This is a genomic window from Psychrobacter sp. 72-O-c (assembly GCF_904846605.1).
Lineage (GTDB): Bacteria > Pseudomonadota > Gammaproteobacteria > Pseudomonadales > Moraxellaceae > Psychrobacter.
Genome location: NZ_CAJHBI010000003.1, coordinates 41,592 through 67,805, shown reverse-complemented (window position 1 = coordinate 67,805; position 26,214 = coordinate 41,592). Strand labels below are relative to the sequence as shown.

Sequence of the window (26,214 nt, the reverse complement as noted above, 5' to 3'; positions counted from 1 at the left end):
ATTTATAAGCATGTATTTTTTACATTTAGTTACAATTAACCCTAGAATAGTAAAGCGATTATTGTAGTGGAGGTATTCAAGGGGATTAATATCCTTATCTATATACCTTCATATTTAAATATCATCAATAAAAAACACCAATAGTAAAGGGTAAATAAAGAAGCCTCAATAGCTAGGCTAGAGAGGCTTTAAAACAATAAATTCTTAAACAGATAGATTTTAACCAATAAGCTTTTAACCAAATAGGCCGGCAAGATTGGCTAAGAATAATAGCGCAAAGCCACCTAGGAATATCAGACCTGCAATCGATAAGGCATTCATACCTGGGGAAAGCTTCTGATGATTTTTGACGAGCGAGTAGTTCAACCAGCCAAAGATAGGGGCAGAAACAAAAGCTGATATCATGGCAAACTTAAGCATAGAGCCTAACTGTCCCGCGAAGAAGCTAACAATCACTAGACCGCCACCAATGGCATAAGTGGTCCAAAAGGCGATTTGTTTTTTGTTAATCTCACTTTCGCCTTTTAGCAAGCGCCAACACTCAGCATTGGCACGTCCATAACCATCCGCACAAGTAATCGTAGTACCAAACATACACATAAAGGCGACGAAGGCTACCAGCAATCTCGACCATTCACCGATGGTATTGGTATACATGCTAATCAACTGATCGATATAAGCAGCACCAGCAATCTGGATCTCTTGGCCTGAACCATACTGGACAAAGACGCCGAGTGATAAGAAGAATAACGCTAAAATAGCAGATATTGAATAACCGACATTAAAATCTAGCAAGCCTTGACGCTTGGTCGTGTGATCCGCTTTCATTTTTGCGGAGGTCCACATAGAGGTAATCGCTGCAAACTCAAGCGGTGCTGGCATCCAGCCCATTAGAGCCACAATAAATCCTAAAGTAGCCAAATTCCAGGGCGAGGCAGCCACAAAGTCTACCGTCATAACCGATGGCTTACCGGCAGCAATGATAACCGCAGCAACGGTCGCTGTAGTGAGCGCAATCATAATCCACTTCGTCAATCCGTCGAGCAGCTTATAATGGCCGGCTATTAAAAATATCCAACATACCCCAGTCACTATCAATGCCAGTGTGATGGTTGACAGCCCAATAGAAGCGGGCAGCATAAAGCCTAAAATCACGGCGGCAATCAAGGAGACGGCACCGGTACTAATCACCGCTGACAAGATAGAGAGAATGAAGTATATCCATAGATAGGCTTTTGAGCGTTTGGCATAGCCAGCAATCAAGCTCTCGCCAGTATCGTAAACGTAGTCGGTACCGAAACGAAAGAACGGATATTTAAAAACGTTGGCTAAGATAATCATAATAGCCAACTGCCAACCATATATCGCACCAGCTTGCGTTGATGAAATGAGATGCGAGCCGCCAATAGCAGCGGTTGCCATCAAGATGCCAGGGCCAAAAATTCGCCAACTGAAGCCTTCTGGCGCGGCGTCAGTGTTATGGTTAGGGTTGTTAAGTGGTTGTGTGGTCATGAATACCTCAAAATAGTTAAAACGGCAAATTATCACTTACCTGTGTCAGCTTGCCAATGATCATTAGAGATTGTTTTATAAGATAGGTGCTATAAAACGATACATCTTGTACCGACTTTAGCACAATGCTGCTATTTAGGAGAATGATTATTCTAATTATTATTACTGTTTGTTTTCATTACTATTCCTAATATTTATTATTAATAAAATTCAGTATTAAGCACCAATATTGAGCGTATTTTTTAGCGGTTCTTTATAACACTATGCGTATTCAATAGCTAATATTTTAAAGCAATTAAACAAATTTCTGTCGTCTATAAGTAATACCGCGCTGCTCATAGACTTGATAGGTTGCATCAAGCAGATCAGGGACTTTAGGATGAACAAAGTCTTTTAGGGTATGTAAATAAACAGGGGAGGTGACGTTTTCATGAACCAGGCGCTGATAGCTAATCTGCTCAGTACGTACGGTTTGTAGGCTGGCGGGTACTAAAGTAATGCCTTCACCAGCGGCAACCAAGCCCAGAGCTACTTGTAAATCACTGACCTTAGTGGTCATAAACGGTGAAATACCGTATTGAGCAAATAAATACAATAAAGGTTCTGTGACTGAGTTCGCTAAACTCACGTTCTCTGTCTGAGCAGTCGGTATTTGCACAAGAGAATTAGGGGCTCTCTGCGCTGGCAAGTGCGTTTGATGATATAAGATCAAGCGGTTATTTGCCAAATCAATCAAACGTTGCTCACGGACATGGGCAAGGGGATGTGCTTTAGGGAGAGCCACCACATAGCGCTCATGGCGTAATAAGATTTGCTGTATCCAAGGGTCTTGATGAGCAAAGCGACCAAAGCCAACATCAATCTCACCCGTTTTAAGCGCTTCAATTTGTTGGTAGGAGCTGATATCTTTAAGATTGACCTCGATATCCGCATTTTGATTAGAGCTATGCTGTTTTAAAGTCGCAATGATTTCTGGGAGTAATCCGTATAGCACTGATGGGACAAAACCAATGTTTAGTACTGTACTTGGTGCAGATAGCCGTTGGGTCATACTAGTAACGGTTTCAATCTCTGTCAGTACCGCGCTGATTTTGTCATAAAAGAAATCCCCTGCTGCTGTCAGATGCAACGGTCTATGATAGCGATCGACTAATACCACGCCCATATCCGCCTCAAGCTGTTTAAGTAACCGGCTCAGGGTAGGCTGTGATAAGCCAGTGGTGGTTGCCGCGGCACTGAAGCTTCTTGCGTCGGCGATGGCAATAAACGCATTGAGCTGTTTTAGATCCATTTTTTTACATCCTAAAGACACTATAGTTTAGTGCTGATAATCAATGCTGTTTTTCACTTAGCCTGTATAACACTATTCACGTAACTGGCATGATCTTTGCTGCATAATTTTTACTGATTGGCGGATAGATCATTACTGATGATACAAACTGTGCTTGAAGACAGTCGACCAGCCAATTATATTGTTCACACACAGATTTGTTACATTTCAGCAAGATAGCAGTATAATAACTTAATTTTAGCCATCACTTAATGTTAGTGGCATAAACTGGCTGGGTATCATCCTATGAAAGACGCGGACAATAGTAACACTGACCATGCTGCCAATGTTAACCACGAGGCGGGCTTGTCTAAGGCTGATTATAAAAAGCCCACTAATAATCGCACCAGTGATATTTATAAGCGCTTCCTCAATCGTGTTCAAGGCATTGATAGCAATGCTAATATCAGTGATAGTGATGCTAATGCTAGTAACCTCGAAGCTAACAATGTGGAGAGCTTTAATAGAGTCGAAAAGCCATCCGCTTATGAACCTTTAAACGAAGAAGAGCTATTACTATTTACAGATCATGAACGAGATGTTGATTCTAACGAGTCAGACTTTACCAGTATTGATATCAGTTTTTCTGATGAGGATGAGGTGATAGAGGATGCAGACGGGGTCACCGATCTATCAAAGCTATCGGCTGATAATGAACTTACGCATAGCGATGCTAACTTAGCGGCTGAACCAGAAGTAAATCTAAGTACTAAGTCAAGTGACAAAAAGTCTGGCGCATTATGGGACAAGCAAGTCAGCAGTGGTAAGTTACTGACCATCGGAGTTGTTTGTGGATTATTATTGAGCGGCCTTATTGTAATGACACTTAGTGTTACTGGCGTCTTAGCAATTTTATCCGATAGCTTGGCTCCAAATAGCGCTCAAATAGTACCTGCTAGCGCGCCAACTGCTAATAGTGAACAAACGACTAATCAGAATACAACGACTAAAACTTACTCTTCAAATGTGGACAATACCAACCCAAATAACTCTGGCATAGCGCTATCGACTAAAACAGCAAACAGCAATACTTTAAGTGCGGACGCTACGGTTAATGATAGTAAACCTGAGATGGATAATACAAAAACAGTCTCAAGCAAAGAACTGCCCGCACAGCCGATATCAAAAAAAAATGAGGTAAAAAATAATAGTACCGATAATAGTACTGAGAATAGTGCGGTAACCGGAATAGATATCAGTCCTGAGGATTTTAGGGAAGAGGCACAGAATACCTTATACCGTGAGACTAAAGACTAAATATCACTAACAATAAAACAATAACCTTTGAAACATAGCTTATTGTTTTCTATTACGAGCAAGTAAATAAAAAAGCAGATACTATAATCAGTATCTGCCTTAACATATGTTAAAAATCAATTAGTTAAGAAGCCGCTATCTTTGAGGTTTAACTGGCTTTGAGGGGTAATTAAGTATTTCTCACCTGTCGCTTGTTTAGAATGAGCGGCGATTGATTGTAATTGTAATACCTCTGCCAATGACACTTCATGGGTGTATTGGTTCGCAAATGTAGTGGTAATTTTATCTGTAACACGTTGACGCATCAACATGACCGTTTTAGTACCTAGTTTGCCTAATGCATTGAATAGTAAGAATCCATTCACACCCCAAGCAAAACCGAAGTTACGAATTAATGTAATAGGGCCACGGTTTAATGCGCCATAGTTGTGTTTATTGCTAAGTGCTATCCAGCATTCGCCGCTCGTATCTGAGATTTCACGTGTTCCATAAATTCAGGCATGTTCGCCAAACGATCTGCCTCCACGTTTTGGGCAATGGCTGATTGACTCATAGTATCGTTCCACTCTTTCATCCCAGATACTTCTGCCAGCACATCCCAGTCGAGTTGGCTAGAGGCAAAGGCGCTGACAATGGTATTAACGTAATGAACATAGATATCAGCCATCGTGAACTGTTCACCTGCAATCCAAGGTGAGAATTGACACAAGTGATTCAAAGCGATAATACCGCGGCTTAATACTTGGCGTACTTCCTCTTTAACTGAGTCAGGGGCGTTGGTGCCTGAAAATACATAAGGAATTAGTCGGCGGCTTGGCAGCTCAAAATAAAGCTCTGCTATCTTCATAATTTGACGCACAACAGCACGTTCTGCAGCATTTTTAGGATATAGGGGCGTGTCAGGGTAAGTCTCTTCAAGAAAGTCACAAATGACACTCGACTCTGAAATACTGAATCCTTCAGGCGTTGTGATAGCAGGTACCTTGCCCACTGGGCTGACTTTCAGTAACTCGTCACTACCTCCGTAAACAAGGTTTTCTTGGAATGGCAGTTCTTTATACAAAAGAACGTGTTTCACTAGGTTGTAATAGTTACTAGCGGCGAACCCGTGCAAAGTAATCATAAGTCAGTTTTCCATTGTTAACGTGAAGGTTGCAATGTTTAAGTTAAACACATTATTACTGGTTTTAATGTTTTATATATAAGGGAGAACGTGAATCACTATTGCGTTTAAAAAAATAATAAAGCAAAGAAACGGCAGTTATGGACACGAATAGGATCATAACGTAAAGAGCGAGTAGGAGTAATTAACCGCCTAATTTTCTTATTGTTAGTGATGGCCGTTCAACATCAGCACTACGTTATGGTGACTTCTGAGAAGAGTTGCGGAGCTTGTCTATATAGTTTGCCCAATTTTGCATCATTTGCACCCTAGTATCTATCTCATCCAGTCTGTTGTAAGCACCACCATGCGTGTCTTTGATTTTATGACCCAGCTGTAGCTCTGTTACGATGTCCGAATAGCGTAATTCAGGTTGTTCCATAAGCAAGGTTTTAGCTGATGCCCTAAACCCATGAGCGCATTGCACATCTTTGTATCCAAGCCTATGAAATATCTGTACTAGCGTTGCTTTGCTAATATAAGGGTTTTTTGAAGCGCGCATGGATGCAAATACATACTCTTTATGACCTGTGACTGATTGAATTTTTCGTAAACGCGCAATTACCTGAGTAGCTAATGGTACGACCAAGTGCGATACCATATCTTCACGACCTTCGCCTTTAGTAGGAGAGAACGCCCATAGCTTATTATCCCAATCTATATCCTGCCAGCGCATAGACCGCAAATCGATACTACGTACAAACACATAAGGTAGCAGATTCATTGCTTCTAATGTAAGTTTGCTTGCGCTGTTAAAGGTGGACATATCATTCAACAGGGTCGCAAACTGGTCGGGTTTAGTAATGGCTGGCAAATGATTACCTGAATTGGCAGGTGCAAGCTCGCCGCGCGTATCCATAGCCACATTTTTATCACATAATCCTCGCGCTACCGCGAATGAAAATACTTTTTCAGTATAAAGTCGGGTACTTGCGCCAACGAAGGTCGCTTGATTTTCATTATTTTGAATAGCCTCACACACATTCAATATAATCTCGCTAGTAATATCGTTCATTCTTAAGTCGCCAATTTCATGACACATATATCCTAGACACAAATCCCAAAATTTGAGGGTCGACTCACTAAACGAGGGTTTTTTAGATTTACTTTGATGACGACTCGCTATCTTGTTATCTCTCCAAGCTTGCGCAACCTCAGCAAACGTTGCATTTTTTAGATGGGTATATTTATTAACTTGCTCTTGTTGCTGTATGGCTTTGGGATCAGCACCCTTTGAGACACCGTTAAGTATGGACTCTGCTTTATGCTTAACCTCATACAAACTAATATCATCGATCTTGCCAAGCATCATTCTAGGTCGTTTACCGTCAATATGTGGATGGGAATAACGAAGGTAGTATTCCTTTTTGCCATTCGGGTAGATACGAACACTTAAACCAGAGGTGCCTGAAATACTTACTGAATAATCTTTATCTCGGCATTCGAGTTTATTGATATCACTTACAGTGTTGACAGCCATTATGTATATCCGTAAATGTTGCAGGTGAGATTTGTTCAAAATAATTATAGATTGACTTGAGAATATACTTTCCAAAAGTATGATGACTTATGAAAGTCATGTTCTGTATAAACTAAAAAGATAATTGGACACTGGAATGGACACTGTTTATAAACTTATATCCTATAAACCTAATAAATAAGGAGCTTATAGACCTAATCATCCCCAAGGCTCACTTGGGGATGATTATATTATACTGACTGAATAGGGAGTAAGCTATATTTTACTTGAGGTGCGTAGCATTATTCTTAATTAACATCAGAGATGTTAGGAGGTCTATCAAGCTCTGCGTTCGTTAAAAGGGTAATTGAGCACGTTTAAGTAAAAATACGTGCTCTCGTGCTTGCACAGAATAACTTAATCAAGGTCATAGTACTGTTCTGTGCAAATCTGGAGGATATCAAATTAATGCGTTTTAACGCGTTAGCTTAAAATAGTTCAGGAGGAGCGAGAGATGTTAAAAAAGACCACCGAGTGCTTTGCTAATCTTGAGGAGTTTTTTAGTGGCGCAAAGCGAAAAGGTGTTACGACTCGGTTGGTCATGATATTCGCAACTATCAAATATATCGAAACCAGACTCGCAGTCAGACTAAATAGGATTGTGGGTATGAGAGCCTGCATGCGCACTTAGCAGTGATATAGGATGATAAGCATCAAAGAAAGTTATAGCATTTGATGCCAGCTGTCCTAATCAGTTTTGGGTCAGTGACATCGTTTATATCTGAACACGTGAAGGCTGGCTGTATCTAACAAGACTCAAAAGTATTTATACTAAAGATTCGGTCGGCTAATCTATCAACAAGCCTATGACAGCTTTTTCGGTTATCATGCGCAGATTATGGCGATTAAGAATGAAAGGCTAAATAAAGGACTGATTGTACATTTTGATAGAGGTAGCCAGTGTTGAGTGATGCGCAGAACAAGATTATCAAACCGTTTAGCTTTATAGGTTAAATGAGCGACAAAGGTAACGGTTTTAATAATATGATCTATAGATAGTTTTTGGAACATATTGAAGTATCAGGTAATTTATCAGTCAGTCAGTCAAACAATTAGTGAACCTAATAACAATAAAACTTACTATTTAACATAATATACATTATACGAAAACAAACCAACGATCTGGGAGAATTACTAAAAACTAATTACTGTCACCAATTTATTAACTTCTATGTAATGATTTTTAAGGAACGGATTTTCTAAATTTATCTCTCTGTATTTATTCCATGGCTGAATTATTCGTACTATATTATTTATAACTTTCAAAAACGCTTACTACTGCTGGCTGTCAATTATAAGAAATCAGTTACGATTGATTGCTAACAGCTTTCTAAGGTTATCGTGGCTAATACTTTACTTAGCACTTTATTCAGCAACCGCTTTTGATTAACTACAAGCTTCCATTAAATAATCTTTTAATGAGCTGCCATCTTCGTCCAAGATAACATCTGTCACTTGGCAAGCATCATCACAGGACAAATCATAATAAACCTTACTTTCTTGCGCCAAACTGACTTCAACCAATTCTTGCTCAGTCATTGAAAACTGCTTATTTTGCTCATAATCAGGGTCTTGAGAATCCCACAACACATCGTAACCAATATGACAGGACATTTGCTTTCTATCGATTTAATCTCGCTCAAGTTGCATGGTCGCTTGTAACTCTTGACTGCCATATTGCTGCAGCACCACAGGATCATCCATTCCTTGATTAATGACATCCTGTTGGTACATTTTTGTGATAGTAGCTAATTTCATGGCGGAATTCGGCTGCAACGGCTCAGCTATATTTGCTGTGGCGGTACTGGTAGCTACCAGCCCCATTATAAGTATTAGCGTAAATGATTCTAATTTTTGCATGGTATTCTCTACAAGCTGTGACGTCACAACTGTTACAAGGTATTACATCACATCCATCTCATCCATCTGCTGTATTATCGTATCAGTCTGGTTCAAAAGACGCTAATGACAGTCTTTGAGCTACCTTTTGGATGTAAGATACAAACAACATATTACACAGAATTATCATAATACTTGCTAATTTATCCTTATTATACTATTTAGTGTAATTAAACAGATATATATCCCTAACTTGTACTAATGTCTAATACAGTAAGGATGCTTCTATGACCAAGGCCTCTATTCCTAAATTAGCAGCTGGTAGCTGCTTGGCCTTCCTGCTTACGGCAACGAGCTGTCAGTCTCCAACAACTACTGAATCAGCACCCAAGCCTAATCATCAAAGCAGCAGTAATAAAGACAACAATCAAAGCGATCGTCAAAGCAGTAATAAAGACAACAATCAAAGCGATCGTCAAAGCAGTAATAAAGACAACAATCAAAATAATAGCCCGTCAACGCCAATCAAACCTGATACTAGCCAGAAAACGCTCACCCAGCAAGCGTTACGTATTCAGCAGGCCTTGGCCAACAAAGACTATGCCAGCATCGCAGATGATATTCATCCGACACGCGGTGTACGGTTCTCAATGTATGCCTATGTGCATCTAGACAAAGATAAGGTTTTTAGTCGCGCGCAATTTGCCCAGTATTTAAAAGAATCAAAAATTCGCTTCACTTGGGGTAACTTGGATGGTACTGGCGAGCTATTAATCGTTCCGCTACCAACATATTTGGATACTTGGGTTGATGCTAAGAATTACAATAACGCTCGTATAACGGTTAATACTTTTGAATCTAGAGGTAATATGATTAACAACATCAACGAGGTCTACCCCAAATCAGATGTGGTTGATTTTTATTACAAAGGTAGTGATCAGTACGATGGTATGGATTGGCGTGGCATGCGTTTGGTATTTGATGACTATCAAGGCAAGCGTTATCTAATCGCTATTATCAATGACCAATGGACGGTCTAAAGCTTTGATTATTCAGTAGTTATCTAATAAATTATTAAAAAAAGGGCAGCACACCATTTAGGTGATGCACTACCCTTTTTGCTTGCTGCTCTAGATCATAAGCTTACGATTTCGATCCTAGCGGATCCTGAAGAAAAAACTTCACCATAATTTCGTAAATATCAGGATAAGCGTCTACCAGCTTTTGAGGGGTCTCAAAGAACACTTCACTAAGAACGGCAAAAAACTCAGCCGGATTAGTAGCACCATAACGATCCAGTCCTGACTTTCGATGCTTCTGAAAATCAGCGAACCCGCGTTCCATCGTCTCAGTCCATCTAGTAGGATCCATATCGGGTTGCATCGGTGGAAAGCCATTGGCTCGACCATTGAGCATATCTAACTTGTGTACAAATTCATGAATGACGACATTGTGACCATCGCGCTCGCCTGAATGTTTGGCATCCTTCCATGAAAGAATGACGGGGCCTCGAACCCAGGCTTCGCCGCTACGATGTTGGTGACCCTCATGGACGATACCAAACTCGTCTACGGTGGTGCTTTCGCTGGTGTATGCACCAGGATAGATGATGATTGATGACCAGCCTGAGTACCATTCAAGACTTAGATTCAAAATAGGCAGACAGGCTTGCAAGGCAATGGATTGTCTTACCTTATCGGTGATTACAAAGCCTTGAGCACCGGTGATCGACTTGTCGTCCAAAAACAACGTGGCAAGCTCGAACAGCTGGGTCATCTCGTCCTCGTTCAGCCTATCAAGTATCACAATGCGCTCGGCAGCTTGCATCCAGTCGCCATTGGTAAATTCGCTATTGTCCAATACACGCTGCTCGCGCCAGTCTTTTATCATGCTGAACATGTTCTGTTTTTCCTATTTTATTGATATTCAGACCTTATCAAATTGATCTAAGCGTAGCATAATCTCATGCTATTCACCTAGCGGCGTTGTTGCGTCGTATCCTTTTTGAAGTAATTTCTAATTTTTCATCACATCATATTACACAGTATTATCATTCACTTTGCTAAGTTAGTTTTATAGTAGCTAAGTTTTAAGGAGAAATATATGCAAGAATTTCAAACTAATAAAGCAGATATAACCCAACATCGCCTAGTAGAAACACCGATTAATACCATTGGCAATGGCGAAGTATTGGTCAAAATTGACCGTTTTGCCTTTACCGCCAACAACATTACCTATGCGGTAATGGGCGATCAATTGCGCTATTGGCAGTTTTTTCCACCGAATGGTGACGAGGCCCAAAAATGGGGCATTATTCCGGTATGGGGTTTTGCGGATGTGATCGAATCAAACAGTAACGAGCTGCCAATCGGCGAACGACTGTTTGGCTATTTCCCGCCAGCCAATGAGTTAGTTATAAAACCTGCGAAGGTTACACCAGCGAGCTTGATTGACGGTAGTGCTCATCGTGCAGAGCTACCCCCTAGTTATAATATGTATCAGCGAGTGAACCATGAACCGGGTTATGATCGCGCCAATGACGATCAACGTATGCTGCTGTTTGTATTGCACCTAACCGCATTTTGCTTGCATGATCTATTAAAGAGCAATGATTGGTTTGGCGCTGAACAAGTAGTGATTATCAGTGCTTCTAGTAAGACCAGTACTGGCTTGGCGTATGGTCTTTCCGATGATAAAAACGCACCACAGGTTGTCGGTCTCACGTCGGATCGCAACATAGATTTCGTAAATTCAATGGATGCCTATGATAGTGTTTTGAGCTATGACAGGCTTGAGCAGATTGACGCCAGCAAGGCGACTGTCATAGTAGACATGTCGGCCAATACCGATGTACTGAGTCGATTGCATACGCATTTGGGCGATAACATGCGCTACACGTGCAATGTTGGTTTAACCCACTGGGATGAACCGCGCCAAGTTGAGGGGATTATCCAAGCACGTAGCCAGCAATTTTTTGCACCCAGCTACATACAGCAACGCATGAAAGACTGGGGCAGCGATGAATTCAATAAACGCTCTATGAGCTATGTAATGAAAAGCTCAGCAAAAACTAACGCTTGGTTAAATATCAAACAACTTGACGGTATTAATGGTCTGTCAGAGGTTTACGAAGACGTGTGCGATGGCAAGATAGCCCCTGATGAAGGTTTGGTGGTAGTGATGTAGCTTCAAATTAAATTAGTGGAAGAAAGCACTTTTACTACCTCGCAGCACCCTCCTCTTATAGATATTTATAGGTTTCTATAGAGAGTCGACGCCGAGGGTGCATACGCAAGATTATCTACAACTTGTTAGAATCTATTATCAAACCCTTGTTGTGCACTACCCTATAGACGTTGTATAGTCTAGATAGGACATAAACTGAACATCAGGTATCGGGCACGTACTGCACGACAGGTATTAAAATATTATACTGGTCAGTTCGACTATCGTAGCCCGTTCTATTAATCATAATGTACGACTTTACCAAGGATGAGTGAGGTATTTATGAATCAGAAATCAACCCAGTCCCAGAATCAGACTCAAAATGACGATAAAAATGGCAGCCAAAGCCAAAATCAGGCTCAAGAACAAGGACAAACTAAATCTACAACCACAGAAACTACCAATACCAACGTGAAAAATGCCCCGCAAAAGAATGCAAAAAAACCACAAAGCTTTGACGAGTTGCAAACTGGTAAAGGCCAATATCGACCAGTGGCGCAAACGGTTGGCAACTGGCTAGACAATATCAACATTGATGCTCTCAGTCATCTAAATGAACAAGCAGAAAATATATTTTACCGCAAAGGCGTCACCTTTACGGTCTATAGCGATGCTAAAAATATTGAGCGCATGATACCGTTTGATATTATCCCTCGGATCATTGCTGCTAGCGAATGGCAATTGATAGAAAAGGGTTGTAAGCAGCGTATCACCGCTTTAAATGCGTTTTTGCATGACATCTATCATGAACAAGCTATTATGAAGGCCGGTATCGTCCCTGCCAGTTACGTCTATGCTAGTGGCTGCTATGAGCCTTGGATGATGGGCATTGAGCTGGACAAGCCTATCTACTCGCACATTAGCGGGATTGATTTGATTCGCGATGAGACGGGTCGATTCTGTGTATTAGAGGACAATCTGCGTACTCCTTCTGGCGTCTCTTACATGCTTGAGAGTCGCAACATATCAGAGACCCTATTGTCTGATATGTTTACCCATACCCCTATTCTGGGCATCAGTGATTACCCAAAGCGTCTCAAAAAATGTCTTAGCAGCTCGACCAGCAAATATGATCCACAAATTGTTATCCTGACCCCAGGACGCTTTAATAGTGCCTACTATGAGCATGCCTTTTTAGCGCACGAGATGAATGTACCGCTGGTACATGGCTACGACTTAGTGGTTGAAGACAGCAAAGTTTATATGCAAGGTATTCGCGGTAAAGTTCAGGTCGATGTTATCTATCGGCGTATTGATGACCCTTATATTGACCCCTTAGCGTTTGAATCTAATTCTATATTGGGTGTGTCAGGGCTGATGAGTGCTTATCGAGCCGGTAAGGTAGTTATCGTCAATGCTCCCGGAACTGGCGTAGCAGATGACAAAAGCCTATATCCCTTTGTACCGGATATGATCAAGTTTTATTTAGATGAAGACCCTATCTTGCCTAATATCGAAACCTATCAATGTCGCAAGCCTGATGAGTTGAGCTATGTGCTTGATAACTTAGACAAACTGGTGGTAAAAGAAACCCAAGGCTCAGGCGGCTACGGGATGTTAATTGGACCGACTTCTACCAAACAAGAAATCAGCGATTATCGTAAACGTCTATTAGACAATCCAGCTGGCTTTATTGCCCAGCCAACTATCTCGCTCTCCACTAACCCTACCGCTGTCGCTGATGGTATCGCGCCACGTCACATCGACCTGCGCCCATTCATACTCAGTCATGGCGATGGCTCAGTAGATATTGTGCCCGGCGGCTTAACTCGCGTGGCAATGGTTGAGGGCTCCTTAGTAGTCAATTCCTCCCAAGGTGGTGGTATTAAAGACACTTGGGTCATTGATGACAGTAATTTAGACTCTGTTAATTCAAACAACACCTTGCCTGCGTCTGCCAAAACATCTTCACATAACCATTCGTCGCTAGAGAACGGTGCTGCTGATCACGCCAACTATTATGATCGTGTACAGCCTATAGAAGCCGGATATGAGCATCTGGGTGATGCCCCGATGATACTGCTATTGTCCACCGCCAGTCATCTAATATGGTTGGGTAGATATAGTGAGCGGCTCTATTATTACGACAGCATAATGAAACAGCTGATCAAAGGTGATCTCAAAAAATCACAAGTACAGCATCTGATAAACCACTTAGGCTTCGAGGCGGATGCAAATGAGTCGCTAAAAGTGATGAAAGCGCAGATGATGACTGATTTGGAACAAAAAATAATACCCAATGTAGTGCAATCAATTGAAACCAATGTCCAAGAGGCTAAGGGCGTGATCGGCAAAGACACGGCTGAATTGTATAATTTGATTAAACGGCTTTCAAGCGCTGGTACTTATCGGGCGGCGACCTTGCAGCTTTATGCGTGTAATGCCGCTATGAAACAAGAGCATGCAACGGTTACTTGTTTTTGGCAATTAGGACGGCACTTTGAGCAGCTTGAGCGTGCTGTTTTATTAAATGAGGACTCAATGGCAGCCAGTCTCGAATTTAAGCATTGGATCAATGAGCTACCAGAAAACACTCGCTGGCGTGAGCTGACGCGCCTGACCAACCAGATGATCAGATCAAAGCGATTTAGTGACTTTAAGCTAATAAGCCAAGAGTTTAATATTATATTGCGGCAAGGGGTTTAAAATTGGGTCTGGCGTTGAGCCTAGCGCCAGATCACAGGTATCCCGTGAGGAACACTAGACGTCAGAATGTTCGACAAGACAATATAAATAGATCGGATAATAGACCAGACAATGGCTACGACAAAAGGATGATATTATGAAACTTCAAATCAGCCACCAAACTAATTATTATTATGACGAGTTGGCGCAGCGCAGCGTACAGTATATTCGTATGACCCCGATGCAACTACCGCACCAAATTATTCATCGCTGGGATGTTATGCTTCCAAAGGTAGCCACCAATCAAAAAGACGGCTTCGGCAATGATTGGCTAACCCTCAGCCGCAATGAGGCGCATAATAACTTACAAATGCAGGCTTCAGGTATCGTTGAGATCAATACCGATACCGAGCGATTAGAGGATATGGACAACGTTCCCTACTTGTTATTCACTGTACAAACTCCCTTGACCAAATGCTCAGAGGCAATGCGCGAATTTGCAGCGCCTTATCTAAAAGACCCCACCCATGACAGCCTAAAAGCGATGGCTAATGCACTTATTATGAAAATGCCTTTTATTAAAGATGTGACTAATGTAGGTACGACAGCTGCTGAATCTTTTGAAGGTAGTGCCGGTGTGTGCCAAGACCATACGCATGTGTTTTTGGGCCTCTTACGAGATCAGCAGATTCCTGCACGCTATGTGTCGGGCTATCTATATGATGATGCCGAAAACCATATGGCCAGTCATGCGTGGGCGGAAGCTTGGCTAGAGGGCTACTGGTATACTTTTGATATCTCCAATCAGGCGTTTCAACCAAACTCGCATGTATATGTGGCTATCGGACGCGATTATTTGGATACCGCCCCGGTACGTGGTGTCAGAATGGGTGGCGGCTACGAGAATCTTTACAGTCAAGTGCTGGTCACACGATTATCATAGGGTCAGATATTTGAGTATCAGATATATTCTTGTTTATTGATCTTATATTCCTTAAGGATACGTTATGACTTATTGTGCTGCTATTCGCTTAAAAGATGGTATGGTTTTCGCTAGCGATACTCGTACCAATGCGGGCGTTGATCATATCTCAACCTTTAAAAAGCTCTATCAGTACGGCATCGAGGGTGAGCGCTTCATAGTGCTCCAGACGGCCGGCAGTCTCGCCACCTCGCAAGCAGTCTTTACCAAATTACAAAATGATATTGACCAGCGTACAGAGAGTAACCTCAATACCGTACTAACATTATTTGACGCCGCGCAAATGGTTGGCGAATGTATGCGTAGCATCATGAACCATGCAAAAGCGGTCGCTAATGCTGATATCGACGGCTCGTTTACCAGCTCATTTATGCTGGGCGGCCAAATAAAAGGCCAGCCACCTGAGTTATACATGATCTATCCTGAGGGCAACTGTATTCGAGCCACTGAAGACACCCCATTCTTTCAGTTGGGTGAGAGTAAATATGGTAAGCCTATTCTTGATAGAGCGGTCACCTACAACACTGACGTCAATCACGCTGCCCGCGCTTTGATGTTGTCATTTGATTCAACTATCCACTCAAATCTGTCAGTAGGTATGCCATTAGATTTTGTACTGTATAGAAATGACAGTCTAACGCTGCCTGAGGGTCGCCGTATTGATGAGCACGATGAGTATTTTAATACCATCCGTCACCAGTGGTCAGAGGTGCTACGTCAAACTTTGATTGAATTACCTAAGTGCCCTGACGGTTATTGGAAATAGAGGTTGCCAAGATAATGGTAACCAGATAAATACCCAAATATTGCTAGAAAAAATCAACGCTACTCAAGCTGTGTTTATGACCCCTACGATTTTAGCTGGCAAGCACGGCATTCGCGCTTCTTTTGTCAATTGGCGAACCAATACTGACGATGTTAACAAGGTGTGTGAAATTATCGAGCAGATACTTAAATAAATGCAGAAAGCAAAAATAGGACCTATTTGAGACTACTCCCTGCTTAGACCTCCAATGACAGCATATTCATAATAAGTTTTATCAAGGTCTCTTTTTGGTTGGGATCAGATTCAGCGACCAATAAGGTTAAGGCTGCAAGGCCAGTATTATTAATCACCATGTCGCCTTGGTCGTTGAGTAATCGACCGTTACGATGCAAAAAATCTACGAATAAAAAAGCACCGCTGCGCTTATTGCCATCCGTAAAGGGGTGGTTTTTTACCATAAAGTATAATAAGTGCGCCGCTTTACTCTCGATAGTAGGATACGCAGGCTCGCCAAAGACCGTTTGCTCCAAGTTTCCGAGCACACTAGCCAAACCGTCGCCACGAGGCTGAGCAAACAGTTCTGTCGCCTCACCACGAGACATAAGCTGTGATTTTAAATCATTCAAGGCTGCCATAGCTTCAGTCGGACTGGGTAACACGCCGCCAAACTGCCCCGCTGGATCATCTAACAAGCCTTCATCATAGCGTTGTAGCCATAAAAAAGTCTGCGTATAACGGCTGATAATCTCAATCAAGCCGCGCCCTTCGTCAGTATTCAGTTCAGGACTTTGGGCGGTTTTTTTAATTAAGTTTAAGGCTTGTTGTAATTCAGCAGATTTTTTATCAAATCGTTGTTGATTTAGAGTGTAGCCTTGCACCAAATATTCACGTAAGCGCTGGGTTGCCCAAATACGAAACTGGGTACCGCGCGGTGACTTTACTCGATAGCCAACTGAGATGATGACGTCAAGGTTATAGTGCTCAACCTGATAGGTTTTACCATCCGTGGCAGTTGTCGCAAATTTTGCGACAACTGCATTTTTATCTAGCTCACCCTCTTTAAACACATTATTAATATGCTTACCCAGCGTTTTCACATCACGGTCAAACAACTCTGATAGTTCCTGGCGGTTTAGCCAAACACTATCATTTTCGATATGTACACGGATATCAGACTGGCCATCTGCTAATTTATATATCTCTATTTTCGAGTTTTCAGCAGTTTCATCATTCCTAGTGACTTTCATTTATTCGTCCTCTACTTATACAGAGTTGGTATTGACCGACTGTTGCTTAACTCTATAAATAGTACATGACATTAAGCGCAGTTAACATCGTAGCTATTTTAAGGTTTTAGACAATATTTATAGTACGTTACTTATGTTGCTTTATTCAGGTCAAGTCACTACCAGACGCATTAACTGTGTACTGATATAGCCGCCTATCGTGCCCATCGCGTAACCTAGAATCCCCAAAAAAACCCCAACTGGAGCAAGTGACGGGTGAAAAGCGGTGGCGACAATCGGGGCTGAGGATGCACCGCCCGTATTGGCATTAGAGCCTACCGCTAAGAAGAAAAAGGGCGCACGGATGATTCTAGCGACTATGAAAATAATCACCACGTGAATGCTCATCCATACCAAACCAATTAGCAACAGTCGCCACTGTGAGACGATACCCGCCAGATTAATCTGCATACCGATAGCCGCAATTAAAATAAAAATAAATACTGTGCCGATTTTGGACGCGCCAACATGATCAAGCCGTCGAATCTTGGTAAAGGAAAAGACTACACCGATTAAGGTAATAATCACTACCATCCAAAAGAAGGAGCTGGCAAAGCTATATTGCACTGCCCAATCATAGGGCGCAAAAAATCCAGCAATCTGTCCGCCAGCAAAATGCGCCAATCCTACCATTGCAAAACACAGCCCAAACATGACCATCAAATCGTTTAAGGTGGCCGGACGTGCATGATCACGCTCATAGCTTTCAACGGCTTTGATGACCTCATCAATGCTGCTGGTATCTGCCTTTAAAAATCGGTCTATCTTATCGCTATGCTTGGCCATGACTAATATAGCCAGCAGCCACAATGAAGCATTAGTAGTATCAACCAAAATCATCATGCCAAATAAGTCATCACTGACTCCAAACAGCTCCTTCATGGCCGCTTGGTTCGCAGCTCCCCCAACCCAACTGCCGGCCACCGCTGAAAAGCCACGCCATAAGGTATCATCGGTGAACATCTCCGGCGACACCCATTTGGCCAGACCTAAACTAATCGGTCCACTGATGACAATCGCCACACTAGCGGCGACAAACATAGCAATCGCCTTCCAGCCTAGACCTAAAATCTTGGGTACATCCATAGATAAGGTCATCAGCAACAAACTTGCCGGCAACAAATAGGTGGCGGTAAAGCCATATATCTGCGAGCCGATACCATCAGCAAACACTCCAAGGCTGTTTAGAGTCGCAGGGATAAAGCAGCACAGTACAATACCCGGCAATACGGCATAAAAGCGTCGCCAAAACTTACCTGGCAGGCCTTGAGTATAGAACACCACCCCAATAATGGCCATAATTATGCCAAACGCTAACGGCAAACTGTCTACCTTTAATTCAGCAATATCTAAATGAGAAACAATGGGCATCTCATGGCTCCAAATCGTGGGAAATATAGCGAACAACTACAGACCTGATATGGTATCGGGCTCGCTTACTGGGCCTGCTTTGATAAGCGAGCTACTATTTGCGCTTAATACCTTACTACCAGTGTTATGTGTGATGCACCCTAATAAAGGGTTGCCAGTATAAACAAGGTCAAAATGACGCGCAAGTAAGGATTTTAAAGGACTCTAGTAGCATGGATGATAGCGCCTTTAAACTTAGCAGACACAAAAAAGCCAGATAACAAGTATCTGGCTTTTCTTATTTCGAACTCTTTGTTAGCAATTGGTTGGCCAGAATTATCCTAGCCAACCAATACTAGCTTATTACGAGTTTTTGTTACGGTTACCGCCAGTTGGACGGCCTTGGCCACCGCCATTACCTGAACCAGTACGACCTTGGCTGCCACTTGGACGACCGCGACCGGTTGCAGCGCGATCACCGCGTGGGGCGCTAGCGCCGTCACCACGGCTAGGAGCACGTTTGCCTTGATACGGCTTGCCACCTGAACGCTCATTTGGCTTACCAGATGAATCACGTGGCTTACCTTGATAACCGCTGTCATTGCTAGCGCGTTGACCAGTACCAGTGCTGCTATCGCTTGAGCGACCACGGCCTTGACCGTTACCACTAGGCTTGCCAGCATAACCGCTCGCTGAACGACCACGGCCTTGACCGTTACCGCCGCCGTTAGAGCGACCACGGCCACGGCCGCGTGTGTTGCCTTTGTTTTCGCTAGGAACATAAGTCTTTTTAGGCTCCATGCCTTCAATGACACAGACTTCCATTTTACGATCTAAATAACGATTGATAGCGTTTAGCTGTGGACGATCATCCATGCTACATAAGCTGATAGCCACACCAGTACGACCGGCACGACCACAACGACCGATACGATGCACGTAATCTTCAGTTTGGCGTGGTAAGTCATAGTTGATTACATGTGATAGTGCTGGCACGTCAAGACCACGAGCAGCTACGTCAGTTGCTACTAATATCTTGCATTTGCCATTACGTAAGTCTTGAACAATGCGGTTACGTTTGCTTTGTGGTAAATCACCATGTAGGAAGCTGGCTTTATGACCATCTTCTTGTAGAGATTTTGCTAGTTTTTCAGTGCTACGCTTGGTTGCAGCAAAGATAATGACTTGTTCCACATCTTGTTGGCAAACTACTTTGTCTAAAATTCTGTTTTTATGATCAAAGTCATCACAGTAGTACACTTTTTCGTCGATATGGGCTGATTCAACTTTGATAGCAACGCGCTCAGGGTTCTTAGTGAAGTTAGCAGCAATTTTGCCAACAGGACCGTCCCAAGTAGCTGAACACATAATGGTTTGACGATCGCTAGGCGCAGCTCTCAAGATATCACTGATATCATCAGCAAAACCCATGTCTAGCATACGATCCGCTTCGTCAAGTACCAATACTTCTAATTGTGATAAATCAACACGGCCAGCATTGATGTGATCAAGTAGACGACCAGGAGTCGCTACGATAACTTGCACGCCTTTTTTCAAAGCAGTAATCTGACCGTTGTATGGTGCGCCGCCAACTAAAGGCACGCAAAACAAACCACGCATGTCTTTAGAGTAAGTACGGACGCTGTCATGTACTTGCTGAGCAAGTTCACGTGTTGGCGTTAAGATAAGGGCTTTGGTATTTTTGTCGAAGCTAGTAGCACGGCTTAAACGATCTAGCAATGGAATAACAAAGGCGGCTGTTTTACCACTACCCGTCTGCGCTGACAATAATAAGTCGCGACCGGCTAGAGCAAAAGGAATGGCTTGTGCTTGGATAGGTGTTGGGCTGGTGTAACCACTGCGTTCAAGCGCAGTAAGAATTGGCTTGGCAATATTTAGGTCAGTAAAAGTAGTTTCTTTTTCTTCAGAAGTGTTAGCGTCAGTAGTAGGCGCTTGAGTGTTATTTGGGGTATTAGTGTCTTCAATAATACCGTTTTTAGATGCGATTGTAGATAAGATGTCAGTCATGAGTAGCCTTGGTAGTATAAGCTGCTGTACATTCAGAAGCTTGATGCCTACCACTGATAACCGTTCACCACGTCACCTGTTTATTAATAATTATCGAACCTTAATAAAAGTATCAATAATGAGAAGTTTGGCTACAATGAGCGTATCACTTCTATAAAAGGTGTTGCGTGCTGTCTGACGTATTTTGGTGGTAGTGCCGAGTGTCTCATCCTTGTCTGCTATAGGCGATCTATCATAGCTTTGTCCAAAGCAGATAAATACAAATAACAACCAATCTACCCCATGATGTTGGGCTAGTAGATAAGATATGAGTCAAAAATAATAGGATTATTTAAGTACACAAAATCATCGGCAACAATTACTTTCAGTCATCCTAGACCCAAAATCGCAGGCGATGTTATCAATCTCATAATTCACGTTTGTCCTGCATTATATCCTATTAATAAAAAAGGTTAGATACAAGCTAACGTGGCGACGCAGTATAGCATAACAAAAGCGCTATCAGTAGCTATTTTTTACTATTATTATAAGTAGGCGTTATATAGCGTATAAATAATGGTTTATATAAATAGCAGTTAAGCTAGACTAGCTATCATTTTTATTGCTGTTTGATTCATTAAGCGTTTAGCCTGACGTACTAACCTCGGTGACATAAGTTGGCATCTCCCATGCCCCGCCCGCCTCTAGTAGACGACACAGACCAGTGGTGCTTTCATGACTTTTGGCAAAGCGCGTTCCTGTCCACATCCAATAAGCCTTACTTAAGCAGTCACCAATACCGCGACCTTTTTGTATTGAGCTTATTTTACCTTTGCTATAATCTGTCGCACTGGTAGTGATCAAGGTTGGCTTATAAGGTTTACTGTCGTTTAGAACCCATACGCCTGTGCCAGTGTTGTATGCACCCGTCCAGCAACTGTGCTGCGCTAATAGCTGTGTGCTATTTAGGCGACTGACACGCCATGGTGAGCTGTCAGATAAATTCGGACAGTCATTACGGGCGTCTTTCATTGACGTTTGTAGTAGTGCGGATAACTGTGATGCCTTTATACTAAAGTTTTTATTGCTACTGGACGTTGGCCTAGCATCAGGTAAGACCAAACGTAGCGACGGCGCAGGCTCGGCGGCTAACACACTGTTATTGGATTTACTGGTGCTCTCATTATTAATAAAGGCGCTTGATGCTCCTATACGGCCTTGTGCTTCATCGGCCTTGAGCATCACTGCGGTTGCCCCTCTATCAGACAGCTGCCAGCGCGAGTTACGCAGTACCAGCTCAATTTTGCTGGATTTGGTCAATGCATCAAGCAACGCAGTTACTTGAGATTCTGTGAGCTCTGCATCACCAGCAGCCGCTGAGAAGGGCTTGGTTTCTCCTAAGTTTTTATCGTTGATAAATAATGAGATACGGTGACGGTTGCCCAATTGCATTAGGGCTTTAGAGGAGTTCTCTTTAGCACCGCCAAGCTTAACTCTGCCGTCCACGCTAGCATTGGGGCCTGCGCGGCGTACAAGTAATACGGATACAGGGAACTCGCTATTGTTCTCAGCTTGATAACCTGCCAGTCGGCAAGTGCGCGTATTATCACAGACCACTTGCCAATCCTGACTGGTAAATTCGACAGGCGCGGCTGCTAGACTCGTAGAACTAATAGCAACCGAACTTATAGCCAATAACGCAGACGCAATAATTTTATTTTCAAATAGCTTATCATTTAATATTTTAGTTTTTAATAGGCAGCTTATGTACAGACGCTTGCCCGGAGGTACGAGGTTAGTATCTTTCATAAGCATTACTCACAAGTAAGGAAAATACAAACGCCTGCCCCTTGCAGAGACAGCGGGTCACTATCTTAACCCAGCAGTGTTTCTATCTGTTATGCCAATGTAGCATTATGTAAAAACGCAAACAAGCAACAGATACATAAATATTCACATAAACGAATATATATGTATCTGCTGCTTGTAAAAATTGAGGCTGATAAGCAGATTACTTATCAGCCTTACTGTTAAAATCGTTACTATCACTGATGTAAACCTATTAATTATCAGTTAAGCAATAGGTTTTAAGTCTAATACTACTGCACGTTTTACTGCGGGACGTTCAGCTATTTTCTTGGCCCAACGTTGGACATGTTTATAGTCATCAACTTGCAAGAATTCAGCGGCATCATAGAGTTTACCAAGTGCTAGCTGGCCGTACCACGCCCAAATAATGATATCAGCAATGTTATAGTCTGCTTCATCATTACCGCACATATACTCGCTATTTTTTAGATGAGTATCTAGGACATCAAGTTGACGTTTGGTCTCCATGGTGTAACGATCAATCGGATATTCCATAGGTTCGGGTGCGTAAGCATAAAAATGCCCAAAGCCACCACCTAAGAACGGCGCGCTTCCCATCTGCCACATTAGCCAAGACAAACATTCTGCCCGCGCCCCGCCTTGCATCATCGGTATAAATTTTCCAAATTTTTCAGCTAAATACAATAAAATCGCCCCGGACTCAAAAATTTCAATAGGCTTGCCAGCTTTATTTTCAAAATCGGTATCAGCATCCGTTACAGCAGAATGATCGACCAGCGCCGGAATTTTAGAATTGGGATTGATCTCTACAAACCCTGACCCAAATTGATCGCCTTCAGAGATGTCTATTTTATAAGCATCGTATTCAGCTCCTTTTATCCCAAGTTCTGCTAACTCTTCTAGTAGGATATTGACCTTAACGCCATTAGGCGTGTTCAATGAGTACAGCTGCAACGGCGCCTCACCTACCGGTAGGCCTTGCTCGTGGCGCGCGCCAGCCGTTGGACGATTAATACTAGAGAACTTGCCACCATTGTCTTTATCTTGCGTCCAAACCTTAGGCGGCATATAGGTATCGTCCTGTGAATTAGTATTGCTGGTAGAGTGATTGTTATCGTTACTCATAAGATATCCTGTGATTTTATAGGTGGCATTATGGTTTTAATGAGAATTAAAGCTTTTTATATTATATTTATTATCAAATAAACAGAGGTTTCACTATAACGAATGCCTGCCAGCCTGTTAAAGTCCTCTCATGTAACTAGTGTAGGGATTTATAAACAAAGCACACGGTTACTTTGCTTGTCTTTAGTTAGACCTAAGTTGTTATACTACGGACAATTAATAGGATGATGTTTTATAAAAGTGCGGTCATTAAGATATTATTTATTGGCGTAATATCTAGACCGCCACAGCCTTAATGTAAGAGATGGTGATGTCAGTATGGTGACACTAACAGCAACACAAAATAAATATCTACCCTACGTGCTAGCAGTGGCACTGTTTATGCAGATTTTAGATGCCACTATCTTAAATACCTCGCTGCCGCAAATGGCACAAGCGCTTGGCGAATCGCCCCTAAAAATGCAGTGGGCAGTGATTAGCTATGCCTTAACCTTAGCTATTTTTATTCCCATTAGTGGCTTTTTAGCAGACAAATATGGCACGCGCCGAGTGTTCTTATCGGCGATTATTATCTTCTGTATTGGCTCGCTGCTGTGTGCCGCCTCACCTACTTTAGACTTATTAATTGGCTCGCGTATTGTACAAGGCATTGGCGGCGCTATGATGACACCCGTTGCCCGCTTGATTTTGGTCAAATCCTATCCACGTAATAAGCTGTTGACCGTGATGAACTTTGCGGTAATTCCCGCATTGATTGCCCCATTAGTAGGGCCACTATTAGGCGGCTATATAGTGCAGTATGCCAGTTGGCACTGGATCTTTTTGATTAATGTTCCGATGGGCATAGTGGGTTTTATCATGGCCAAAAAGCTGGTACCGGCACTATATGAGGACACCAAACGTTTGGATTGGGCGGGATTTTTGTTATTTGCAGCGGCGGCTTGTGGATTTACGCTAGCGGTTGAGTTTGGCGCGCAAACAGGCCGTGGCTTGTACGGCTTGTTGTTAGCACTAGCAGCAACGGTACTTATAGGTGGCTATATTTGGCATGCCAAACGTCGGCAAGCACCGCTATTTCCTTTGAGCTTATTTAATATTCGTACCTTTCGTATTGGTATTACTGGTAATTTATTTACTCGCCTTGGTATCAGTGCGGTTCCGTTTTTACTGCCGCTGTTGCTACAAGTGGTGTTTGAATACTCTCCCTCGCAGGCAGGTTGGCTACTAGCCCCTATCGCTGTTGGCGCTATAGGCGTCAAGCCTTGGGTCAGCAAAATCATTCAGCGCTATAGCTATCGCAAGGTGCTGGTCTATAACACCTTTTTAATGGGTGTATTAATTATTGTTTTGGCACAGTTTAGTGATGCCTCACAGTGGCCCTGGTTCATCCCTGTTCTGACGGTAATGGGCGCATGTAATTCGATGCAATTTAGCGCCATGAATACTATTACCATTGGCGACCTAGAAGGAACGCAGACTAGTAGCGGCAATAGTCTCATGGCAGTTAACCAACAGCTGGCCATTAGCTTTGGTATTGCTTTTGGTGCAGCAATGCTCAACTTACTACGTGAGCGTCTACAGCTTGATATCTTGACGGCATTTCAGACCACTTACTGGGTACTAGGTATTCTAACTATTCTATCAGGGCTGTACTTTTTACGTCTCAAACCTGAAGATGGCCGTGGGTTGTATTGATAGCCTAGGCTTTAAGTTCTAAGGTTTAATGCCACTTCCCTTATCCGTATTGAGAAAATTTTAGACCTAAAAAAGCCAGCTAGTGCTTTATATAAAAACACTCGCTGGCAAGTTTAACTGATTTAGTTCACTTTAATATTAAGGCGCGTTATCATCATCCATCTGTGATTGGATATAATTCTGCACCCCAAGGTCTTTAATCAAGTCTTCTTGAGTCTCTAACCAATCGTCATATTCTTCATTACCGTCTTTAAGTTCGACTAGTAGATGGCGTGATACATAATCATGCCGCTCTTCACATAACGTAATGGCCTCAGTGATAATAGCGAACTTTTGCTTCTCTAGCCGCAAATTACAGTCGATAATCTCTGGTACATCTTCGCCAATGAGAACTTTACCCAAATCTTGTAAATTTGGTAGACCTTCTAATAGTAAAATACGCTCAATCAAATCATCTGACCATTTCATTTCTTGAATAGACTGGTGGTATAACGAATCATTAAGTGATTCAAGTCCCCAATGGCGTGCTATTCGGGCATGCAAAAAATACTGATTAATAGCTATCAGTGACTGTCCCAGCACTTTGTTAAGTGCGCGAATAACGTCTTTATCACCTTTCATAATCGCTCTCCCTTTATTATTACCTTAGCTTTTAAATTCAGCTTTTGAATGTCATGACTCACCTAGCAAAACCCACAATCTGG

22 protein-coding genes are annotated in these 26,214 nt (G+C 42.4%); 8 read left to right on the top strand and 14 right to left on the bottom strand.

The window, feature by feature from the left end:
* Nucleotides 1-234: 234 nt before the first annotated feature.
* Together JMX97_RS01530 and JMX97_RS01525 are read right to left on the bottom strand one after the other, a co-directional pair.
* A complete protein-coding gene (locus JMX97_RS01530) occupies nt 235-1,512 on the bottom strand; it encodes an NRAMP family divalent metal transporter (RefSeq protein WP_201554429.1) in 1,278 nt (425 codons plus the stop codon).
* 295 nt (nt 1,513-1,807) lie between these two features.
* Nucleotides 1,808-2,803, bottom strand: a complete 996-nt coding sequence (locus tag JMX97_RS01525) for a LysR family transcriptional regulator (RefSeq protein WP_201554427.1) — start codon at nt 2,801-2,803, stop codon at nt 1,808-1,810.
* Nucleotides 2,804-3,088: 285 nt separating this feature from the next.
* Here JMX97_RS01525 and JMX97_RS01520 point away from each other — a divergent pair, with 285 nt between their 5' ends.
* The gene (locus JMX97_RS01520; RefSeq protein ID WP_201554425.1) at nt 3,089-4,099 is read left to right on the top strand and encodes a hypothetical protein; all 1,011 of its coding nucleotides are present in this window, start codon (nt 3,089-3,091) and stop codon (nt 4,097-4,099) included.
* A gap of 116 nt (nt 4,100-4,215) precedes the next feature.
* Here JMX97_RS01520 and JMX97_RS13720 read toward each other — a convergent pair whose 3' ends face one another.
* From JMX97_RS13720 to JMX97_RS13710, 5 genes are all read right to left on the bottom strand, one after another.
* The gene (locus tag JMX97_RS13720) at nt 4,216-4,404 is read right to left on the bottom strand and encodes a hypothetical protein (RefSeq protein ID WP_227671423.1); all 189 of its coding nucleotides are present in this window, start codon (nt 4,402-4,404) and stop codon (nt 4,216-4,218) included.
* Nucleotides 4,405-4,544: 140 nt separating this feature from the next.
* Complete coding sequence (locus tag JMX97_RS01510) at nt 4,545-5,222, bottom strand: glutathione S-transferase family protein (RefSeq protein ID WP_201554423.1); 678 nt, start codon at nt 5,220-5,222, stop codon at nt 4,545-4,547.
* A gap of 238 nt (nt 5,223-5,460) precedes the next feature.
* A complete protein-coding gene (locus JMX97_RS01505) occupies nt 5,461-6,741 on the bottom strand; it encodes a tyrosine-type recombinase/integrase (RefSeq protein ID WP_201554421.1) in 1,281 nt (426 codons plus the stop codon).
* Nucleotides 6,742-8,166: 1,425 nt separating this feature from the next.
* Nucleotides 8,167-8,394: a hypothetical protein gene (locus tag JMX97_RS13715; protein WP_227671422.1), complete on the bottom strand. Its 228-nt coding sequence runs from the start codon at nt 8,392-8,394 to the stop codon at nt 8,167-8,169.
* Between the two features lie 15 nt (nt 8,395-8,409).
* Entirely contained in the window at nt 8,410-8,640 is a 231-nt protein-coding gene (locus tag JMX97_RS13710; RefSeq protein ID WP_227671421.1) for a hypothetical protein, read from the bottom strand.
* A 266-nt stretch (nt 8,641-8,906) separates the two neighbouring features.
* On the opposite strand from JMX97_RS13710, the gene JMX97_RS01495 reads away from it, so the two are divergent.
* The gene (locus tag JMX97_RS01495) at nt 8,907-9,659 is read left to right on the top strand and encodes a hypothetical protein (protein ID WP_227671420.1); all 753 of its coding nucleotides are present in this window, start codon (nt 8,907-8,909) and stop codon (nt 9,657-9,659) included.
* A gap of 103 nt (nt 9,660-9,762) precedes the next feature.
* On the opposite strand, the gene JMX97_RS01490 is transcribed toward JMX97_RS01495, so the two are convergent.
* Entirely contained in the window at nt 9,763-10,518 is a 756-nt protein-coding gene (locus tag JMX97_RS01490; protein WP_201554420.1) for a zinc-dependent peptidase, read from the bottom strand.
* 204 nt (nt 10,519-10,722) lie between these two features.
* Here JMX97_RS01490 and JMX97_RS01485 point away from each other — a divergent pair, with 204 nt between their 5' ends.
* From JMX97_RS01485 to JMX97_RS01470, 4 genes are all read left to right on the top strand, one after another.
* Nucleotides 10,723-11,805, top strand: a complete 1,083-nt coding sequence (locus JMX97_RS01485; RefSeq protein ID WP_201554419.1) for a DUF2855 family protein — start codon at nt 10,723-10,725, stop codon at nt 11,803-11,805.
* A gap of 321 nt (nt 11,806-12,126) precedes the next feature.
* A complete protein-coding gene (locus tag JMX97_RS13975; protein ID WP_201554418.1) occupies nt 12,127-14,490 on the top strand; it encodes a circularly permuted type 2 ATP-grasp protein in 2,364 nt (787 codons plus the stop codon).
* 136 nt (nt 14,491-14,626) lie between these two features.
* On the top strand, nt 14,627-15,412 hold the full coding sequence (locus JMX97_RS01475; protein WP_201554417.1) for a transglutaminase family protein: 786 nt from the start codon (nt 14,627-14,629) through the stop codon (nt 15,410-15,412).
* A 64-nt stretch (nt 15,413-15,476) separates the two neighbouring features.
* Nucleotides 15,477-16,217: a peptidase gene (locus tag JMX97_RS01470; RefSeq protein ID WP_201554416.1), complete on the top strand. Its 741-nt coding sequence runs from the start codon at nt 15,477-15,479 to the stop codon at nt 16,215-16,217.
* Between the two features lie 236 nt (nt 16,218-16,453).
* Here JMX97_RS01470 and rhuM read toward each other — a convergent pair whose 3' ends face one another.
* Together rhuM and JMX97_RS01460 are read right to left on the bottom strand one after the other, a co-directional pair.
* Nucleotides 16,454-17,464, bottom strand: coding sequence for a virulence protein RhuM/Fic/DOC family protein (gene rhuM, locus JMX97_RS01465; RefSeq protein WP_201554415.1), 1,011 nt, complete (start codon nt 17,462-17,464; stop codon nt 16,454-16,456).
* Between the two features lie 150 nt (nt 17,465-17,614).
* Nucleotides 17,615-18,874 carry a DUF819 domain-containing protein gene (locus JMX97_RS01460; protein WP_201554414.1) on the bottom strand — a complete coding sequence of 420 codons (1,260 nt, stop codon included), beginning with the start codon at nt 18,872-18,874 and terminating at the stop codon, nt 17,615-17,617.
* Between JMX97_RS01460 and JMX97_RS01455 the strand changes: the two genes are divergently transcribed.
* A complete protein-coding gene (locus JMX97_RS01455) occupies nt 18,867-19,037 on the top strand; it encodes a hypothetical protein (protein ID WP_201554413.1) in 171 nt (56 codons plus the stop codon). The two genes, JMX97_RS01460 and JMX97_RS01455, sit on opposite strands and share 8 nt — an antisense overlap.
* A gap of 179 nt (nt 19,038-19,216) precedes the next feature.
* Here JMX97_RS01455 and JMX97_RS01450 read toward each other — a convergent pair whose 3' ends face one another.
* From JMX97_RS01450 to yghU, 3 genes are all read right to left on the bottom strand, one after another.
* Nucleotides 19,217-20,881: a DEAD/DEAH box helicase gene (locus JMX97_RS01450; RefSeq protein ID WP_201554412.1), complete on the bottom strand. Its 1,665-nt coding sequence runs from the start codon at nt 20,879-20,881 to the stop codon at nt 19,217-19,219.
* A gap of 624 nt (nt 20,882-21,505) precedes the next feature.
* A complete protein-coding gene (locus JMX97_RS01445; RefSeq protein WP_227671419.1) occupies nt 21,506-22,669 on the bottom strand; it encodes a DUF1176 domain-containing protein in 1,164 nt (387 codons plus the stop codon).
* 264 nt (nt 22,670-22,933) lie between these two features.
* A complete protein-coding gene (gene yghU, locus JMX97_RS01440) occupies nt 22,934-23,815 on the bottom strand; it encodes a glutathione-dependent disulfide-bond oxidoreductase (RefSeq protein ID WP_201554410.1) in 882 nt (293 codons plus the stop codon).
* A gap of 318 nt (nt 23,816-24,133) precedes the next feature.
* Here yghU and JMX97_RS01435 point away from each other — a divergent pair, with 318 nt between their 5' ends.
* Entirely contained in the window at nt 24,134-25,510 is a 1,377-nt protein-coding gene (locus tag JMX97_RS01435; protein WP_201554409.1) for a DHA2 family efflux MFS transporter permease subunit, read from the top strand.
* 138 nt (nt 25,511-25,648) lie between these two features.
* Here JMX97_RS01435 and bfr read toward each other — a convergent pair whose 3' ends face one another.
* Complete coding sequence (gene bfr, locus JMX97_RS01430; protein WP_201554408.1) at nt 25,649-26,131, bottom strand: bacterioferritin; 483 nt, start codon at nt 26,129-26,131, stop codon at nt 25,649-25,651.
* Between the last annotated feature and the right edge of the window lie 83 nt (nt 26,132-26,214).

Coding starts and splice junctions, on each gene's coding strand:
- yghU (WP_201554410.1), bottom strand. CDS start 23,815: ATGAGTAACGATAACAATCACTCTACCAGCAATACTAATTCACAGGAC.
- JMX97_RS01520 (WP_201554425.1), top strand. CDS start 3,089: ATGAAAGACGCGGACAATAGTAACACTGACCATGCTGCCAATGTTAAC.
- JMX97_RS01510 (WP_201554423.1), bottom strand. CDS start 5,222: ATGATTACTTTGCACGGGTTCGCCGCTAGTAACTATTACAACCTAGTG.
- JMX97_RS01435 (WP_201554409.1), top strand. CDS start 24,134: ATGGTGACACTAACAGCAACACAAAATAAATATCTACCCTACGTGCTA.
- JMX97_RS01530 (WP_201554429.1), bottom strand. CDS start 1,512: ATGACCACACAACCACTTAACAACCCTAACCATAACACTGACGCCGCG.
- JMX97_RS13720 (WP_227671423.1), bottom strand. CDS start 4,404: ATGCGTCAACGTGTTACAGATAAAATTACCACTACATTTGCGAACCAA.
- JMX97_RS01460 (WP_201554414.1), bottom strand. CDS start 18,874: ATGCCCATTGTTTCTCATTTAGATATTGCTGAATTAAAGGTAGACAGT.
- JMX97_RS13715 (WP_227671422.1), bottom strand. CDS start 8,394: ATGTCCTGTCATATTGGTTACGATGTGTTGTGGGATTCTCAAGACCCT.
- JMX97_RS01455 (WP_201554413.1), top strand. CDS start 18,867: ATGGGCATCTCATGGCTCCAAATCGTGGGAAATATAGCGAACAACTAC.
- JMX97_RS01450 (WP_201554412.1), bottom strand. CDS start 20,881: ATGACTGACATCTTATCTACAATCGCATCTAAAAACGGTATTATTGAA.
- JMX97_RS01485 (WP_201554419.1), top strand. CDS start 10,723: ATGCAAGAATTTCAAACTAATAAAGCAGATATAACCCAACATCGCCTA.
- bfr (WP_201554408.1), bottom strand. CDS start 26,131: ATGAAAGGTGATAAAGACGTTATTCGCGCACTTAACAAAGTGCTGGGA.
- JMX97_RS13710 (WP_227671421.1), bottom strand. CDS start 8,640: ATGCAAAAATTAGAATCATTTACGCTAATACTTATAATGGGGCTGGTA.
- JMX97_RS01505 (WP_201554421.1), bottom strand. CDS start 6,741: ATGGCTGTCAACACTGTAAGTGATATCAATAAACTCGAATGCCGAGAT.
- JMX97_RS01475 (WP_201554417.1), top strand. CDS start 14,627: ATGAAACTTCAAATCAGCCACCAAACTAATTATTATTATGACGAGTTG.
- JMX97_RS01495 (WP_227671420.1), top strand. CDS start 8,907: ATGACCAAGGCCTCTATTCCTAAATTAGCAGCTGGTAGCTGCTTGGCC.
- JMX97_RS01525 (WP_201554427.1), bottom strand. CDS start 2,803: ATGGATCTAAAACAGCTCAATGCGTTTATTGCCATCGCCGACGCAAGA.
- rhuM (WP_201554415.1), bottom strand. CDS start 17,464: ATGAAAGTCACTAGGAATGATGAAACTGCTGAAAACTCGAAAATAGAG.
- JMX97_RS01445 (WP_227671419.1), bottom strand. CDS start 22,669: ATGAAAGATACTAACCTCGTACCTCCGGGCAAGCGTCTGTACATAAGC.
- JMX97_RS13975 (WP_201554418.1), top strand. CDS start 12,127: ATGAATCAGAAATCAACCCAGTCCCAGAATCAGACTCAAAATGACGAT.
- JMX97_RS01470 (WP_201554416.1), top strand. CDS start 15,477: ATGACTTATTGTGCTGCTATTCGCTTAAAAGATGGTATGGTTTTCGCT.
- JMX97_RS01490 (WP_201554420.1), bottom strand. CDS start 10,518: ATGTTCAGCATGATAAAAGACTGGCGCGAGCAGCGTGTATTGGACAAT.